General features: G+C 52.0%; 17 protein-coding genes. 15 read left to right on the top strand and 2 right to left on the bottom strand.

Going from position 1 to position 16253, the window contains the following annotated elements:
- The first annotated feature begins 93 nt into the window (after positions 1-93).
- Positions 94-1047 (top strand): 23S rRNA pseudouridine(955/2504/2580) synthase RluC, encoded by a 954-nt coding sequence (gene rluC / locus OGV85_RS09860; protein ID WP_181522598.1) that lies wholly within the window; start codon positions 94-96, stop codon positions 1045-1047.
- An 82-nt stretch (positions 1048-1129) separates the two neighbouring features.
- Here the strand turns inward: rluC and OGV85_RS09855 are convergent, their stop codons facing one another.
- On the bottom strand, positions 1130-1714 hold the full coding sequence (locus tag OGV85_RS09855) for a Maf family protein (RefSeq protein ID WP_061547855.1): 585 nt from the start codon (positions 1712-1714) through the stop codon (positions 1130-1132).
- A gap of 197 nt (positions 1715-1911) precedes the next feature.
- Here OGV85_RS09855 and yceD point away from each other — a divergent pair, with 197 nt between their 5' ends.
- From yceD to ptsG, 14 genes are all read left to right on the top strand, one after another.
- Positions 1912-2433: a 23S rRNA accumulation protein YceD gene (yceD, locus tag OGV85_RS09850; protein ID WP_003036239.1), complete on the top strand. Its 522-nt coding sequence runs from the start codon at positions 1912-1914 to the stop codon at positions 2431-2433.
- Positions 2434-2449: 16 nt separating this feature from the next.
- Complete coding sequence (gene rpmF, locus OGV85_RS09845) at positions 2450-2623, top strand: 50S ribosomal protein L32 (RefSeq protein ID WP_003036242.1); 174 nt, start codon at positions 2450-2452, stop codon at positions 2621-2623.
- Between the two features lie 123 nt (positions 2624-2746).
- A complete protein-coding gene (gene plsX / locus OGV85_RS09840; protein ID WP_003846798.1) occupies positions 2747-3826 on the top strand; it encodes a phosphate acyltransferase PlsX in 1080 nt (359 codons plus the stop codon).
- Between the two features lie 77 nt (positions 3827-3903).
- Positions 3904-4857, top strand: a complete 954-nt coding sequence (fabH, locus tag OGV85_RS09835) for a beta-ketoacyl-ACP synthase III (protein WP_003832181.1) — start codon at positions 3904-3906, stop codon at positions 4855-4857.
- Positions 4858-4872: 15 nt separating this feature from the next.
- Entirely contained in the window at positions 4873-5802 is a 930-nt protein-coding gene (fabD, locus tag OGV85_RS09830) for an ACP S-malonyltransferase (protein WP_008320343.1), read from the top strand.
- A 12-nt stretch (positions 5803-5814) separates the two neighbouring features.
- Entirely contained in the window at positions 5815-6549 is a 735-nt protein-coding gene (gene fabG / locus OGV85_RS09825; protein WP_003036255.1) for a 3-oxoacyl-ACP reductase FabG, read from the top strand.
- A 155-nt stretch (positions 6550-6704) separates the two neighbouring features.
- A complete protein-coding gene (gene acpP, locus OGV85_RS09820; RefSeq protein ID WP_000103754.1) occupies positions 6705-6941 on the top strand; it encodes an acyl carrier protein in 237 nt (78 codons plus the stop codon).
- Positions 6942-7026: 85 nt separating this feature from the next.
- The gene (gene fabF, locus OGV85_RS09815; RefSeq protein ID WP_003036260.1) at positions 7027-8268 is read left to right on the top strand and encodes a beta-ketoacyl-ACP synthase II; all 1242 of its coding nucleotides are present in this window, start codon (positions 7027-7029) and stop codon (positions 8266-8268) included.
- 135 nt (positions 8269-8403) lie between these two features.
- Positions 8404-9213 (top strand): aminodeoxychorismate lyase, encoded by an 810-nt coding sequence (gene pabC / locus OGV85_RS09810; RefSeq protein WP_061547856.1) that lies wholly within the window; start codon positions 8404-8406, stop codon positions 9211-9213.
- Positions 9214-9215: 2 nt separating this feature from the next.
- Positions 9216-10238: a cell division protein YceG gene (gene yceG, locus OGV85_RS09805; RefSeq protein ID WP_032948992.1), complete on the top strand. Its 1023-nt coding sequence runs from the start codon at positions 9216-9218 to the stop codon at positions 10236-10238.
- Positions 10228-10869 carry a dTMP kinase gene (tmk, locus tag OGV85_RS09800; RefSeq protein WP_061547857.1) on the top strand — a complete coding sequence of 214 codons (642 nt, stop codon included), beginning with the start codon at positions 10228-10230 and terminating at the stop codon, positions 10867-10869. The genes yceG and tmk overlap by 11 nt, the downstream gene beginning before the upstream one ends.
- The gene (gene holB / locus OGV85_RS09795) at positions 10866-11870 is read left to right on the top strand and encodes a DNA polymerase III subunit delta' (RefSeq protein WP_032948994.1); all 1005 of its coding nucleotides are present in this window, start codon (positions 10866-10868) and stop codon (positions 11868-11870) included. Before tmk ends, holB begins: the two co-directional genes overlap by 4 nt.
- A 10-nt stretch (positions 11871-11880) precedes the next feature.
- The gene (locus tag OGV85_RS09790) at positions 11881-12678 is read left to right on the top strand and encodes a metal-dependent hydrolase (protein ID WP_003036276.1); all 798 of its coding nucleotides are present in this window, start codon (positions 11881-11883) and stop codon (positions 12676-12678) included.
- Positions 12679-12971: 293 nt separating this feature from the next.
- Positions 12972-14405: a PTS glucose transporter subunit IIBC gene (ptsG, locus tag OGV85_RS09785; RefSeq protein WP_003036277.1), complete on the top strand. Its 1434-nt coding sequence runs from the start codon at positions 12972-12974 to the stop codon at positions 14403-14405.
- 55 nt (positions 14406-14460) lie between these two features.
- On the opposite strand, the gene OGV85_RS09780 is transcribed toward ptsG, so the two are convergent.
- Complete coding sequence (locus tag OGV85_RS09780; RefSeq protein ID WP_061547858.1) at positions 14461-16239, bottom strand: aminopeptidase P family protein; 1779 nt, start codon at positions 16237-16239, stop codon at positions 14461-14463.
- Between the last annotated feature and the right edge of the window lie 14 nt (positions 16240-16253).

The following is a 16253-nucleotide window of genomic DNA, read 5'->3' as shown; positions in this document are numbered from 1 at the left end:
CTATGTCAAACTTAAGTAATAAGGTATAGCAGTTAATATAAGCATAGAAAAATGTGTGGCGCGAATCTTGATGGCTATTTAAAATCGGCCCCCATGAAAACAGAGACTCCAGCCGTAAAAACAGTTGCCATTACTGCCGACGAAGCAGGGCAACGCATCGACAACTTTTTGCGCACCCAGCTTAAGGGCGTGCCGAAAAGTATGATTTATCGCATTTTGCGTAAAGGCGAAGTGCGGGTGAATAAAAAACGCATTAAACCCGAGTACAAACTCGAAGATGGGGATATTGTGCGTATTCCACCTGTGCGTGTCGCTGAACGTGAAGAAGAGGCCATTTCGCCAAACCTGCAGAAGGTTGCGGCGCTGACCGATGTCATTTTATATGAAGATGACCACATTCTGGTGCTTAACAAACCTTCAGGTACGGCCGTGCATGGCGGAAGCGGGTTAAGCTTTGGCGTCATTGAAGGATTACGTGCGTTGCGTCCGGAAGCGCGTTTCCTTGAGCTGGTGCATCGCCTCGACCGGGATACCTCCGGTGTGCTGCTGGTTGCCAAAAAACGCTCAGCCTTGCGTTCATTGCATGAACAACTGCGTGAAAAAGGCATGCAGAAAGATTACCTCGCGCTGGTTCGTGGCCAATGGCAGTCGCATGTCAAAACCGTGCAGGCGCCGCTGTTAAAGAACATTCTGCAAAGCGGTGAGCGTATCGTGCGGGTGAATCAGGAAGGCAAACCGTCAGAAACACGTTTTAAAGTGGAAGAGCGCTATGCGTTTGCCACACTTGTGCGCTGTAGCCCGGTGACCGGACGTACGCACCAGATCCGTGTGCATACCCAGTATGCCGGTCATCCAATTGCTTTTGACGATCGCTACGGTGACCGTGAGTTCGATAAGCAAGTGGCGGATACGGGGTTGAACCGACTTTTCCTGCATGCCGCAGCGTTGAAGTTTACTCATCCGGGTACGGGAGAAGTGATGCGTATTGAAGCGCCAATGGATAAGCAGTTGAAGCGCTGCCTCGAGGTATTACGCAGCAAAGCCTGATGCGCGTTGCTTATCAGGCCTACAATCGTGTGATGGACCGTAGGCCTGATAAGACGCATCGCGTCGACATCATGCAGATTAATCAGGCGTTCAACGGGTTCATTTCTTCCCGCCGCAGCATTTGACACAACGCGATCAGCGGCAAACCTATCAAGGTATTTGGGTCACGACCCTCCAGGCGTTCAAAGAGTGCAATACCTAACCCTTCACTTTTGAAACTACCTGCACAATGGAGCGGACGCTCTTTGCGCAGATAATCGTCAATTTCCGCCTCGCTTAAATGACGGAAATGGACGTCAAAAGGTTCTACTTCAGTTTGTAAATGTCCGGTCGCAGAATTATAGAGCGCCAGTCCGGTGTAAAACGTCACAATATTGCCACGGGCTTTGAGTAACTGTTGGCGCGCATTTTCTTCTGTTAATGGTTTACCGGTTATTTCACCATCAAGAACACAAATTTGATCGGAGCCAATAATCAGATGCGAGGGATAACGGTGGGCGAGTGATTGTGCTTTTTGCTGCGCCAGTCGCAACACCAGATGACGCGGCGCCTCGCCTGGTAATGGTGTTTCATCAACCTCTGGTGCTGCGCATTCGAACGGAATTGCCAGTTTTTCGAGTAAAGCGCGACGCCAGGGAGAGGTGGAAGCAAGAATAAGTTGAGGCATATTTTTTCCCTCGCATATAGCGTATTGATGAGAGCCATTTTAAACTATGGACTTCGACCTACAAGCTGGCTGTAGTGGCTTGTCTTGAGCGATTTTAAGTCGATGACCCGCAATGTGTGCGAATTATTGGCAAAAGGCAACCACAGGCTGCCTTTTTCTTTGACTATATGACGTTACAAAGTTAATATGCGCGCCCTATGCAAAAGGTAAAATTACCCCTGACTCTTGATCCGGTTCGTACGGCTCAAAAACGCCTCGATTATGAAGGTATCTATACTTCTGATCTGGTTGAGCGCGTCGCCGATTCTGTAGTCAGTGTGGACAGTGATGTGGAATGCTCCATGTCGTTCGCTATCGATAACCAGCGTCTCGCCGTTATAACCGGTGATGCGAAGGTATCGGTTACGCTCGAATGTCAGCGTTGCGGGAAACCGTTCCCACTTCATGTTCACACAACATATTGTTTTAGTCCTGTCCGTTCTGACGAGCAGGCTGAAGCACTCCCGGAAGCGTATGAGCCGATTGAGGTTAACGAATTCGGTGAAATCGATCTGCTTGCAATGGTTGAAGATGAGATTATCCTCTCCTTGCCGGTAGTTCCGGTGCATGATTCTGAACACTGTGAAGTGTCCGAGGCGGACATGGTCTTTGGCGAATTGCCTGATGAAGCGCAAAAACCAAACCCATTTGCCGTATTAGCCAGCTTAAAGCGTAAGTAATTGAGGAGTAAGGTCCATGGCCGTACAACAGAATAAACCAACCCGTTCCAAACGTGGCATGCGTCGTTCTCATGACGCTCTGACCGCAGTCACCAGCCTGTCTGTAGACAAAACTTCTGGTGAACAACACCTGCGTCACCACATCACTGCCGACGGTTTCTACCGTGGCCGTAAGGTAATCGCTAAGTAATCACGCATGACTCAATGGCTTTCCTACCCCTGGTGAGAAAGACAAAGAGTGAACGCGTGATGAAGCTTAGTGAGGCTTTCCCCGGGTAACTGGGGAAACACCTAACCGGGCAGCGACGATACCTTGACACGTCTAACCCTGGCGTTAGATGTCATGGGGGGAGATTTTGGCCCTACCGTGACAGTGCCTGCAGCATTGCAGGCACTGAATTCTAATTCGCAACTCACACTTCTTTTAGTCGGGGATCCCGATACAATCACGCCATTACTTGCCAAAGCTGACTTCGAACAACGTTCGCGTCTGCAGATTATCCCTGCTCAGTCAGTTATTGCCAGTGATGCCCGGCCCTCGCAAGCTATTCGCGCCAGTCGTGGAAGCTCAATGCGTGTTGCCCTGGAGCTCGTGAAAGAAGGTCAGGCACAAGCTTGTGTCAGCGCCGGTAATACGGGCGCACTGATGGGACTTGCGAAGTTATTGCTCAAACCCCTTGAGGGGATTGAGCGTCCGGCGTTGGTGACGGTGTTACCGCATCAGCAAAAGGGCAAAACGGTGGTGTTGGATTTGGGCGCCAACGTAGATTGTGATAGCACGATGTTGGTGCAATTTGCCGTCATGGGTTCCGTGCTGGCAGAAGAGGTTGTTGGCATTGCCAATCCTCGCGTAGCGTTACTCAACATCGGCGAAGAAGAAACGAAAGGTCTCGACAGTATTCGAGATGCTTCAGCTGTGCTAAAAACAATCCCTTCCATTAATTATATCGGCTATCTTGAAGCCAATGAGTTACTGACTGGCAAAACCGATGTGTTGGTCTGTGACGGCTTTACAGGTAATGTCACATTAAAGACGATGGAAGGTGTTGTCAGAATGTTCCTTTCACTGCTGAAATCTCAGGGTGAGGGCAAAAAACGGTCGTGGTGGCTTCTGTTATTAAAACGTTGGTTACAAAAAAGCCTGACAAGGCGATTTAGTCACCTCAACCCCGACCAGTATAATGGCGCCTGTCTGTTAGGATTGCGCGGCACGGTGATTAAGAGTCATGGTGCGGCCAATCAGCGAGCATTTGAAGTCGCGATTGAACAGGCAGTGCAGGCGGTGCAGCGACAAGTTCCTCAGCGAATTGCCGCTCGCCTGGAATCTGTATACCCAGCTGGATTCGAACTGCTGGACGGTGGCGAAAGCGCAACCTCACGAGCACACAGATAACGGTGCGTTTGTGAATGTGGCCAACGTATCAGCGATTTGCTCGTGGCGGTATATAACCAAAAAGTGACTGAGCGTACATGTATACGAAGATTATTGGTACTGGCAGCTATCTGCCTGAACAAGTGCGTACTAACGCCGATTTGGAAAAAATGGTTGAGACATCTGATGAGTGGATCGTCACTCGTACAGGTATCCGTGAACGCCATATTGCAGCGCCAAATGAAACAGTTGCGACGATGGGCTTTGCCGCCGCAAACCGTGCGATTGAAATGGCGGGCATCGACAAAGAGCAAATTGGTCTGATTGTGGTTGCTACCACATCATCCACTCACGCATTTCCAAGCGCGGCGTGCCAGATCCAAAGTATGCTAGGGATCAAAGGCTGTCCGGCGTTTGACGTTGCAGCCGCTTGCGCTGGTTTCACTTACGCCCTGAGCGTTGCCGACCAGTATGTTAAATCTGGCGCAGTTAAGCATGCTCTGGTCGTTGGCTCTGATGTTCTGGCGCGCACCTGTGATCCAACCGATCGCGGAACGATCATCATTTTCGGTGATGGGGCGGGCGCGGTTGTACTGAGCGCATCAGAAGAGCCAGGCATTCTCTCCACGCATCTGCACGCTGACGGTCGCTATGGCGAACTGTTGACGCTGCCTAACGCCGATCGCGTGAACCCAGAAAACCCGATTCATCTGACGATGGCGGGTAACGAAGTATTTAAAGTCGCGGTGACCGAGCTTGCGCACATCGTTGATGAAACGCTGGAAGCCAATAATCTCGACCGTTCTGCGCTGGACTGGCTGGTACCGCATCAGGCTAACCTGCGCATTATCAGCGCGACGGCGAAAAAGCTGGGTATGTCGATGGATAATGTTGTCGTGACGCTCGACAGACATGGTAATACCTCTGCTGCCTCCGTACCGTGCGCGCTGGACGAAGCCGTCCGCGACGGGCGTATTAAAGCTGGGCAGTTGATATTGCTTGAAGCCTTCGGGGGTGGATTCACCTGGGGCTCCGCGCTGGTTCGTTTCTAGTATAAGGATTTAAACATGACGCAATTTGCATTTGTGTTTCCGGGGCAGGGTTCCCAGACCGTTGGGATGTTGTCTGAAATGGCAGCAAACTACCCAATTGTTGAAGAAACATTTGCTGAAGCATCAGCTGCGCTGGGCTATGATCTGTGGGCGTTGACTCAGCAGGGTCCGGCCGAAGAACTGAATAAAACCTGGCAGACGCAGCCAGCGCTGTTGACCGCATCTGTCGCGCTTTACCGCGTATGGCAGCAGCAGGGTGGTAAAACACCTGCGCTGATGGCGGGTCACAGCCTGGGCGAATATTCTGCGCTGGTCTGCGCAGGCGTGATCGCATTTGCTGATGCCGTACGTCTGGTAGAACTGCGCGGTAAGTTCATGCAGGAAGCTGTACCAGAAGGCACTGGCGGTATGTCAGCGATTATCGGTCTTGATGATGCGTCTATCGCTAAAGCATGTGAAGAGTCAGCAGAAGGTCAGGTTGTTTCTCCGGTTAACTTCAACTCGCCAGGCCAGGTGGTTATCGCGGGTCATAAAGAAGCGGTTGAACGTGCGGGCGCTGCCTGTAAAGCTGCGGGTGCGAAACGTGCTCTGCCACTGCCAGTTAGCGTGCCGTCTCACTGTGCGCTGATGAAGCCTGCTGCTGAAAAACTGGCCGTTGAGCTGCAGAAAATCACCTTTAACGCGCCGACTGTTCCGGTCGTGAACAACGTCGATGTGAAGTGTGAAACCACGGCAGATGCAATTCGCGATGCGTTGGTTCGTCAGCTGTATAGCCCGGTTCAGTGGACTAAAACCGTTGAATTTATGGCATCCCAGGGCGTAGAGCACCTGTATGAAGTCGGTCCGGGTAAAGTTCTGACCGGTTTGACGAAACGTATTGTTGACACCCTGACTGCTTCGGCACTGAATGAGCCGGCGGCACTGTCTGCGGCGCTAGAGCAATAAAAGAGGAAGACCATGAGTTTTGAAGGAAAAATCGCGCTGGTTACCGGTGCAAGCCGTGGCATTGGCCGCGCAATTGCTGAGACACTCGTTGCCCGTGGCGCGAAAGTTATCGGTACTGCTACCAGCGAAAGCGGCGCGCAGGCCATTAGCGATTATTTAGGTGCAAATGGTAAAGGTCTGATGTTGAATGTGACCGATCCTGCATCTATCGAATCTGTTCTGGAAAATATTCGCGCAGAATTTGGTGAAGTCGATATCCTGGTCAATAATGCCGGGATTACTCGTGATAACCTGTTAATGCGCATGAAAGATGACGAGTGGAACGATATCATCGAAACCAACCTGTCATCTGTTTTCCGTCTGTCAAAAGCGGTAATGCGAGCTATGATGAAAAAGCGTCATGGGCGTATTATCACTATCGGTTCTGTGGTTGGTACCATGGGAAATGCGGGTCAGGCTAACTACGCTGCGGCGAAAGCGGGTCTGATCGGCTTCAGTAAATCACTGGCGCGCGAAGTTGCGTCTCGTGGCATTACTGTAAACGTTGTTGCTCCGGGCTTTATTGAAACGGACATGACGCGTGCGCTGTCTGATGATCAGCGTGCGGGTATTCTGGCGCAGGTTCCTGCGGGTCGCCTTGGCGGCGCTCAGGAAATCGCCAGTGCGGTTGCATTTTTAGCTTCTGACGAAGCAAGTTACATCACAGGTGAGACTTTGCACGTCAACGGCGGGATGTACATGGTTTAACCACGATTGAAAAATATTTGCGTTATTAGGGTGAATGGCCTCAAAATAGCGCAAAATCGTGGTAAGACCTGCCGGGATTTAGTTGCAAATTTTTCAACATTTTATACACTACGAAAACCATCGCGAAAGCGAGTTTTGATAGGAAATTTAAGAGTATGAGCACTATCGAAGAACGCGTTAAGAAAATTATCGGCGAACAGCTGGGCGTTAAGCAGGAAGAAGTAACCAACAATGCTTCCTTCGTTGAAGACCTGGGCGCAGATTCTCTTGACACCGTTGAGCTGGTAATGGCTCTGGAAGAAGAGTTTGATACTGAGATTCCGGACGAAGAAGCTGAGAAAATCACTACCGTTCAGGCTGCCATTGATTACATCAACGGCCACCAGGCGTAAGTGAACATCTCCAGGCGGTCATTCGACCGCCTGAGTTTTATCTTTTTATCCCACTTGAATTATTTTCCCTCCCTGGAGGACAACCGTGTCTAAGCGTCGTGTAGTTGTGACCGGACTGGGCATGTTGTCTCCTGTCGGCAATACCGTAGAGTCTACCTGGAAAGCTCTCCTTGCCGGTCAGAGTGGCATCAGCCTGATCGACCATTTCGATACTAGCGCCTATGCAACGAAATTTGCTGGCTTAGTAAAGGATTTTAACTGTGAAGACATTATCTCGCGCAAAGAACAGCGCAAGATGGATGCTTTCATTCAATATGGAATTGTCGCTGGCGTTCAGGCCATGCAGGATTCTGGCCTCGAAATAACGGAAGAGAACGCCCACCGTATTGGCGCCGCTATCGGCTCTGGTATTGGCGGTCTCGGTCTTATCGAAGAAAACCATACCTCTCTGGTAAATGGTGGACCGCGTAAGATCAGCCCGTTCTTCGTTCCGTCGACGATTGTTAACATGGTGGCAGGTCACCTGACCATCATGTACGGCCTGCAAGGGCCAAGCATCTCCATCGCAACCGCCTGTACTTCAGGCGTGCATAACATCGGTCATGCTGCACGTATCATTGCATACGGCGATGCGGACGCGATGGTTGCGGGTGGTGCAGAAAAAGCCAGTACGCCGCTGGGCGTGGGTGGTTTTGGCGCGGCACGTGCGCTGTCTACACGTAATGATAACCCGCAAGCGGCAAGCCGTCCGTGGGACAAAGAACGTGATGGCTTTGTGCTGGGCGACGGCGCAGGCATGGTTGTACTGGAAGAGTACGAACATGCGAAAGCGCGCGGTGCAAAAATCTATGCTGAAGTCGTTGGCTTCGGTATGAGCAGTGATGCTTACCACATGACGTCACCACCGGAAAACGGTGCAGGCGCTGCGCTGGCAATGGTCAACGCGCTGCGTGATGCCGCTATCGAAGCGGGTCAGATTGGCTATGTCAACGCGCATGGTACGTCTACGCCTGCAGGCGATAAAGCAGAAACCCAGGCAGTGAAATCTGTCTTTGGTGATGCGGCAAGCCGTGTAATGGTAAGCTCCACCAAATCTATGACCGGACACCTGTTGGGTGCGGCGGGCGCGGTAGAGTCTATTTTCTCTATTCTGGCGCTGCGCGATCAGGCTATTCCGCCAACCATCAACCTGGATAACCCGGATGAAGGTTGTGATCTGGACTTCGTACCTCACGAAGCGCGTCAGGTTAGTGGTCTGGAGTATGCACTGTGTAACTCCTTTGGCTTCGGTGGTACCAACGGCTCTTTGATCTTTAAAAAGATTTAAGCCCGTTAGGAGATGCGCTAGCATCGATAGCAAATTGAAAAGGTCCGCTTGTCGGGCCTTTTTTTATTCGGTTTTCCGCCCTTGTCCTGTGTTACTCATCCTGCCAAACTAGCGGACCAGAAATAAGGAGCCACCATGTTCTTAATTAATGGCTGCGAGCAGAATATGCTGTTAGCAAGCGATCGAGCGACCCAATTTGGTGATGGCTGTTTTACCACTGCCTGTATTATCGACGGCGAAATCTCTCTCTTTGCAGCGCATCTTGAGCGTTTACAAGACGCTTGCCAAAAACTGCTGATCTCTTTTGAAAATTGGTCCGAGCTGCAAAATGAAATGAAAATGCTGGCGAAAGGGCACGTACGCGGGGTGTTGAAAGTGATTATCAGCCGTGGCAGTGGAGGCCGGGGCTACAGTGGCAAAAGTTGTCACAGCGCCACACGCATCCTCTCCGTTTCAGCCTGGCCCGTTCATTACGATCGTTGGCGGCAAGATGGCATTATGCTGGCGCTAAGCCCAGTACGTCTGGGACGTAATCCACTGCTTGCCGGGCTTAAACATCTGAATCGACTGGAGCAGGTGTTGATTCGCTCTCATCTTGAACAGACGGACGCAGATGAAGCACTGGTTCTTGACAGCGAGGGATGGGTTACGGAATGCTGTGCGGCTAATTTGTTCTGGCGTAAAGGTGATGTGGTTTACACGCCCCGCCTGGATCAGGCCGGAGTAAACGGCATTATGCGACAATTCTGTATCCGGATGCTGGCACAATCGCCATTCAGTATTGTCGAAGTGTATGCCGGGTTGGAGGAGGTTATGCAGGCTGATGAAATCGTCGTCTGTAACGCGTTAATGCCCATTATTCCCGTGTGTGCCTGTGGCGACACATTGCTGTCTTCACGTTTGTTATTCGATTTTTTAGCCCCACTTTGTGAGCACCCGAATTAGTCATGAAAAAACTGTTACTTGTTGTCCTGTTATTGCTGGTTGTGCTGGGCATTGCCGCGGGAGTGGGAATGTGGAAAGTTCGCCATCTGGCGGACAGTAAATTATTGATTAAAGAAGAGACGATTTTTACGCTGAAAGCGGGGACGGGCCGCCTGGCCCTTGGCGAACAGCTGTATGCGGACAAGGTTATTAACCGTCCGCGCGTGTTCCAATGGCTGCTGCGTGTGGAACCCGAACTGTCGCATTTTAAGGCCGGAACCTACCGTTTTACACCCGACATGACGGTTCGGGATATGCTGCAACTGCTGGAAAGCGGAAAAGAGGCGCAGTTCCCGTTACGTCTGGTTGAAGGGATGCGCCTAAGCGATTACCTGAAACAGCTGCGCGATGCCCCGTATATCAAACATACGTTAAGCGACGATAGCTATGAGACCGTGGCCCAGGCGCTGAAGCTGGAAAACCCGCAATGGGTGGAAGGTTGGTTCTGGCCAGATACCTGGATGTATACCGCCAATACTACTGACGTAGCGTTGCTAAAACGCGCGCATCAGAAAATGGTTAAAGCGGTGGATACTGTCTGGGAAGGGCGAGCTGACGGCCTGCCTTATCAGGACAAAAACCAGCTGGTAACCATGGCTTCTATTATTGAAAAAGAGACTGCGGTTGCCAGCGAGCGTGACCAGGTTGCTTCGGTGTTTGTTAACCGTTTACGTATCGGTATGCGTTTACAAACCGATCCGACGGTGATTTACGGTATGGGGTCACGGTATAATGGCAAATTGTCGCGCGTGGATTTAGACAGCCCGACCGCTTATAACACCTATACCATTACAGGACTGCCACCTGGCCCGATTGCCATGCCGGGAGAGGCATCATTGCAGGCCGCGGCACATCCGGCAAAAACGCCGTATCTTTATTTTGTGGCTGACGGTAAAGGTGGCCACACGTTTAACACCAATCTTGCCAGCCACAACCGGTCCGTGCAGGATTACCTGAAAGTGCTTAAGGAAAAAAATGGGCAGTAACTATATCGTCATCGAGGGCCTGGAAGGCGCCGGAAAAACCACCGCGCGTAACGTAGTGGTAGAGACACTTGAGCAACTCGGTATTCGCGACATGGTTTTCACCCGCGAACCTGGCGGCACGCAGCTGGCTGAGAAACTAAGAAGCCTGGTGCTGGACATTAAGTCGGTGGGTGACGAGGTTATCACTGACAAAGCCGAAGTTCTGATGTTTTACGCCGCGCGCGTACAGCTGGTCGAAACCGTTATTAAACCTGCGCTGGCGAAAGGCGCGTGGGTAATTGGCGATCGTCACGATCTGTCTACCCAGGCGTATCAGGGTGGTGGACGTGGTATCGATCAATACATGCTGGCAACCCTGCGCGATGCAGTGCTCGGCGATTTTCGCCCGGACCTGACTATCTATCTGGATGTGACGCCAGAAGTCGGGTTGAAGCGTGCACGCGCACGCGGCGAGCTGGATCGTATTGAGCAGGAATCTTTCGATTTCTTTAATCGTACCCGCGCGCGCTATCTTGAGCTGGCTGCCAAAGACGCCAGCATTCGCACTATAGACGCTACGCAGCCGCTGGAGGCTGTGATGGCTGATATTCGCAATACCATCACCCAATGGGTGAAGGAGCAGGGCGCATGAAATGGTACCCATGGTTACGACCGGATTTTGAAAAACTGGTGGCCAGCTACCAGGCGGGTCGTGGTCACCATGCGTTACTGATTCAGGCGTTACCCGGAATGGGCGACGACGCGCTTATTTACGCCCTCAGCCGCTATTTAATGTGCCAGCAGCCGGAAGGACATAAAAGCTGCGGACAGTGCCGTGGCTGTCAGCTGATGCAGGCGGGGACACACCCTGACTACTATTCGCTGCTGCCGGAAAAAGGCAAAAGCACGCTGGGGGTTGATGCTGTACGCGAAGTCAGTGAAAAGCTGTACGAGCATTCGCGTCTCGGCGGTGCGAAGGTCGTGTGGATCCCTGATGCCGCCCAGTTAACCGATGCTGCCGCCAATGCCCTGTTGAAAACGCTGGAAGAACCCCCGGCACAGACCTGGTTTTTCCTCGCCAGCACAGAGCCAGCTCGTTTGCTGGCGACATTACGCAGCCGTTGTCGGTTACATCATCTTGCGCCACCTCCGGAGTCGTATGCTATCTCCTGGCTTGCTCGTGAAGTGACTGCGTCGTCAGAAGCGCTGCTTAGCGCGTTACGTCTAAGTGCCGGTTCGCCAGGCGCGGCACTCACGCTGTTACAGGCTGAAAGCTGGGCACACCGTACAGATTTTTGTGCGGCACTGGTGAATACATTAAACGCCGGTGATTGGTATATCTTGCTCGCGGCGTTAAACCACGATCAGGCTGCCGCCCGTTTACACTGGCTGGCAACGTTGTTTACGGATGCGTTGAAACGTCCGTATGGGATTGCCCATTTAACCAATCCCGATGCCCTGGACCTGATATCTTCCATCGCAGAACGGTTATCCGTTGCCCAGATACAGGCGATACTCGGTGACGTTTGTCATTGCCGTCAGCAGTTGCTGAACGTGACGGGCGTAAACCGCGAGCTGGTATTAACCGATCTTATTCTTCGTATTGAGCATTACCTGCAACCAGGCACCGTACTGCCTGTTCCCCATCTTTGAGAGAGACATTATGTTTTTAGTCGACTCACACTGCCATCTTGATGGCCTGGATTATCAATCTCTGCATAAGGACGTGGACGACGTGCTGGCGAAAGCGGCCGCACGCGATGTGAAATTCTGTCTTGCCGTTGCAACCACCTTGCCAGGATACCGCAGTATGCGTGAACTGGTTGGTGAGCGTGACAATGTGGTTTTTTCCTGCGGCGTGCATCCGTTAAATCAGGATGAAACCTATGATGTTGAGGAGCTGCGTCGTTTTGCCGCCGAAGAGGGGGTTGTGGCGATGGGAGAAACCGGGCTGGACTATTTTTACACGCCGGAAACAAAGGTGCGCCAGCAGGAATCTTTTATCCACCATATTCAGATTGGCCGTGAGTTACAGAAGCCAGTTATCGTGCATACCCGCGATGCGCGAGCCGACACGCTGTCTATTCTGCGCGAAGAAAAAGTGACGGATTGTGGCGGCGTACTACACTGTTTTACAGAGGACAGAGAAACGGCGGGCAAATTACTGGACCTTGGATTCTATATCTCGTTTTCCGGCATCGTCACGTTCCGAAATGCAGAGCAGCTCCGTGATGCCGCCCGCTATGTTCCTCTGGACCGGTTATTGGTCGAGACGGATTCTCCCTACCTTGCGCCTGTACCGCATCGTGGAAAAGAGAACCAGCCCGCCATGACTCGTGACGTTGCAGAGTACATGGCCGTAGTGAAAGGTGTTGCCGTTGAAGAACTGGCGCAGGCAACCACTGATAACTTTGCCCGCCTGTTTCACATCGACGCTTCTCGCCTGCAATCTGTTCGTTAACTGACTTTTTTTAAAGCTCGTAATTAATCACTAATGCGAGTAAAGTTCACCGCCACAAAATGGGCGGTGAATAACCAGCTTGACACATTCAGAAACGCATTTTATCGGAATGTGCGGATTTTGCGGCCATTCACGACTGAACTGTGATAGCCGTCAAACAAAAACAAACTGAATTATTTTACTCTGTGTAATAAATAAAGGGTACTTAGATGCCCTGTACACGGCGAGGTTCTCCCCCCTCGCTAATGCGTGAGAACGTAGAAAAGCACAAATACTCAGGAGCACTCCTAATTATGTTTAAGAATGCATTTGCTAACCTGCAAAAGGTCGGTAAATCGCTGATGCTGCCGGTATCCGTACTCCCAATTGCAGGTATCCTGCTGGGCGTCGGTTCCGCTAACTTCAGCTGGCTGCCAGCCGTTGTATCGCACGTAATGGCAGAAGCGGGCGGTTCTGTTTTTGCGAACATGCCGCTGATTTTTGCTATCGGTGTTGCATTAGGCTTCACTAATAATGACGGTGTATCTGCACTGGCATCCGTTGTTGCTTACGGCATCATGGTTAAGACCATGGCTGTAGTTGCGCCGCTGGTTCTGCATTTACCTGCTGAAGAGATCGCAGCTAAACACCTTGCTGATACGGGTGTTCTCGGGGGGATTATCTCCGGTGCGATTGCAGCGTATATGTTCAACCGCTTCTACCGTATTAAATTGCCTGAGTATCTTGGCTTCTTTGCGGGTAAGCGCTTCGTTCCTATCATTTCTGGTCTGGCTGCTATCTTCACAGGTGTGGTTCTGTCCTTCATTTGGCCACCAATCGGTACTGCTATTCAGACGTTCTCCCAGTGGGCTGCATACCAGAACCCGGTCGTGGCGTTCGGTATCTATGGCTTCATTGAACGCTGCCTGGTGCCGTTTGGTCTGCACCATATCTGGAACGTTCCATTCCAGATGCAGATCGGTGAATACACCAACGCTGCAGGTCAGGTGTTCCACGGCGACATCCCTCGCTATATGGCGGGTGACCCGACGGCGGGCAAACTGTCCGGTGGCTTCCTGTTCAAAATGTACGGTCTGCCGGCGGCTGCTATCGCTATCTGGCACTCTGCTAAACCAGAAAACCGCGCGAAAGTGGGCGGTATCATGATCTCCGCGGCGCTGACCTCGTTCCTGACCGGTATTACCGAGCCGATCGAGTTCTCCTTCATGTTCGTGGCGCCGATCCTGTACATCATCCACGCGATTCTGGCTGGTCTGGCATTCCCGATCTGTATCCTGCTGGGTATGCGTGACGGTACGTCGTTCTCCCACGGTCTGATCGACTTTATCGTTCTTTCCGGTAACAGCAGCAAACTGTGGCTGTTCCCGATTGTCGGTATCGGTTATGCGATTGTTTACTACACCATCTTCCGTGTGCTGATCAAAGCGCTGGACCTGAAAACTCCGGGTCGTGAAGATGCCACCGAAGACAGCAAAGCAGGTGCGTCAGGCGAAATGGCTCCGGCTCTGGTTGCGGCGTTCGGCGGTAAAGAAAACATCACTAACCTTGATGCGTGTATCACCCGTCTGCGTGTCAGCGTGGCTGACGTTGCCAAAGTGGATCAGGCTGGCCTGAAGAAACTGGGTGCGGCGGGCGTTGTGGTAGCTGGTTCCGGTGTTCAGGCGATTTTCGGTACTAAGTCCGATAACCTGAAAACTGAAATGGATGAGTACATCCGTAACAGCTAAGCAGTAAGAAATTGGGGAGAACTAAGGCAGCCTACGGGCTGCCTTTTTTATTGCATTAATTAGCCTGAACGCGAATCGGCGCGGTGACGGCGAACAGCCACGGACGAGCCTCTGCATTCACGCGAGGGGATAACGTCTCTCTGACCTGCTGGTGGTAATCATCAATCCATTGCTTTTCAGCTTCACTCAACAGATGCAGTTCAACCAGATTCAAATCAATCGGCACCAGCGTCAGCGTTGAGAAACGACAGAAGCCAGGGCGGCTGTTGATTATTTCCACCTGGTTCTCAATACGGATCCCATATTGCCCGGCCAGATAGTAACCCGGTTCGATAGTGATGATATTGCCCGCGACCAGAGGCCAGGGGTTTACTTTCTTGGCAATGCGATGGGGTTGTTCATGGATAAGCAACTGGTGGCCTACGCCGTGTCCTGTTCCATGATCAAAATCCAGACCTAAATCCCACAACGCCCGACGGCTAAAGGCATCCAGTTGATGGCCCTGAGTGCCGCTGGGAAACTGCAGTGAAATAAGCGACAAAAAGCCTTTCAGCACGGCGGTGTAATGCAGACGACGTTGCGGATCCTGTGGACCAAACGCGAAGGTACGCGTCGTATCCGTCGTACCATTGTGGTACTGGCCGCCGGAATCATTCAGATACATGGCCTGCGAGGTAATTGGCGTATTGGTTTTTTCACTGGAGTGGTAATGACACATCGCCGCATTGCTGGCAGAGGCCGATATCGTGCTGAAGCTTTGCTCAATAAATCCCGGCTGCTGCTGGCGAAATTCCAGTTGCTTTGCCTGGGCTTCCAGTTCGGTGACCGGATTGCCAGCCGCTTCGCGCAAAGGGACTTCATGGGCCAGCCAGGCAAGGAAATTAACCCAGGCTGCGCCATCTTGTTCATGGCATTCCCGATAGCCCGCCAGTTCAACGTCATTTTTGTGGGCTTTCATCAAGGTGATGGGATCAGGGGCCCATAAGACGTTGCCACCGTGTTCTTCAATGGCAAAATGCAACGCAACCGGGGCGTAGTCTTTATCGACCAGGAAGCGTTTCCCACTGGCCAGTTGCTGGCAACGTACCAGGAAACTCTCTTGCGGGGCCAGCGTGAGCGTGTTCAGCAGTGATACGGGGAGTTGCTGCGTTTTGTTGCTATCCACAAACCATTCCAGCTCACCGCTGCGATGGAGCAGGGCAAACGAAAACGGTACTGGCACCATAGCCAGATCTGAACCGCGTACATTCAACAGCCAGGCAATGTTATCCGGCAGGGTAATTGCCAGTACGTCAGCCTCATGTTGAGCGAGTTGTTCCACGACGCGGGCACGCTTTTGCGTGCTGTTTTCCCCGCTGATTTCAATGGGCATTTCACGAATGATGCCGCAGGGGGCTGCCGGTCGGTCAAGCCACACCTGGTCAAAAGGATCTTGCTCAAGAGGTACCAGCTCGCAATGAGTTGCCGACAAGGCTTCAAACTGGCTGTTGACCATCAGCAGCGGTTCAAAGCCGATACGTGTACCCGCTGCAACGTGAGACTGCAAATAGTCGGCCAGCGGTTCATCGTGTAAATGATGAATTTCAAAATCATCCAGCGAGACTTCATTGCGTACCTGGACCTGATAGCGTCCATCGACAAACATTAACGCGCGATCCCGAAGGACCAACGCGAGGCCGGCAGAGCCGCTAAATCCGGTCAGCCAGGCCAGTTTATTGTCATGCGGCGTACAATCTTCGCTTTGATGAGCGTCGGCGCGCGGAACAATCATGCCATCCAGCCCCTGCGCTATCAGCAGGTTGCGCAGGGCGGAAAGAGGAGTTGAGTTGTGCATAGTTAACCTTCAGG

The sequence above is a fragment of the Citrobacter sp. Cf132 genome, from assembly GCF_030333885.1.
GTDB lineage: Bacteria > Pseudomonadota > Gammaproteobacteria > Enterobacterales > Enterobacteriaceae > Citrobacter > Citrobacter freundii.
The sequence above is the reverse complement of the archived record's forward strand: the minus strand, read 5'-3'. Positions and strand labels throughout refer to the sequence as shown.

What these genes read in the sequence shown, in the direction of transcription:
- rluC (WP_181522598.1), top strand. Translation starts at nt 94, where the DNA reads ATGAAAACAGAGACTCCAGCCGTAAAAACAGTTGCCATTACTGCCGAC.
- OGV85_RS09855 (WP_061547855.1), bottom strand. Translation starts at nt 1,714, where the DNA reads ATGCCTCAACTTATTCTTGCTTCCACCTCTCCCTGGCGTCGCGCTTTA.
- yceD (WP_003036239.1), top strand. Translation starts at nt 1,912, where the DNA reads ATGCAAAAGGTAAAATTACCCCTGACTCTTGATCCGGTTCGTACGGCT.
- rpmF (WP_003036242.1), top strand. Translation starts at nt 2,450, where the DNA reads ATGGCCGTACAACAGAATAAACCAACCCGTTCCAAACGTGGCATGCGT.
- fabH (WP_003832181.1), top strand. Translation starts at nt 3,904, where the DNA reads ATGTATACGAAGATTATTGGTACTGGCAGCTATCTGCCTGAACAAGTG.
- fabD (WP_008320343.1), top strand. Translation starts at nt 4,873, where the DNA reads ATGACGCAATTTGCATTTGTGTTTCCGGGGCAGGGTTCCCAGACCGTT.
- fabG (WP_003036255.1), top strand. Translation starts at nt 5,815, where the DNA reads ATGAGTTTTGAAGGAAAAATCGCGCTGGTTACCGGTGCAAGCCGTGGC.
- acpP (WP_000103754.1), top strand. Translation starts at nt 6,705, where the DNA reads ATGAGCACTATCGAAGAACGCGTTAAGAAAATTATCGGCGAACAGCTG.
- pabC (WP_061547856.1), top strand. Translation starts at nt 8,404, where the DNA reads ATGTTCTTAATTAATGGCTGCGAGCAGAATATGCTGTTAGCAAGCGAT.
- yceG (WP_032948992.1), top strand. Translation starts at nt 9,216, where the DNA reads ATGAAAAAACTGTTACTTGTTGTCCTGTTATTGCTGGTTGTGCTGGGC.
- tmk (WP_061547857.1), top strand. Translation starts at nt 10,228, where the DNA reads ATGGGCAGTAACTATATCGTCATCGAGGGCCTGGAAGGCGCCGGAAAA.
- holB (WP_032948994.1), top strand. Translation starts at nt 10,866, where the DNA reads ATGAAATGGTACCCATGGTTACGACCGGATTTTGAAAAACTGGTGGCC.
- OGV85_RS09790 (WP_003036276.1), top strand. Translation starts at nt 11,881, where the DNA reads ATGTTTTTAGTCGACTCACACTGCCATCTTGATGGCCTGGATTATCAA.
- ptsG (WP_003036277.1), top strand. Translation starts at nt 12,972, where the DNA reads ATGTTTAAGAATGCATTTGCTAACCTGCAAAAGGTCGGTAAATCGCTG.
- OGV85_RS09780 (WP_061547858.1), bottom strand. Translation starts at nt 16,239, where the DNA reads ATGCACAACTCAACTCCTCTTTCCGCCCTGCGCAACCTGCTGATAGCG.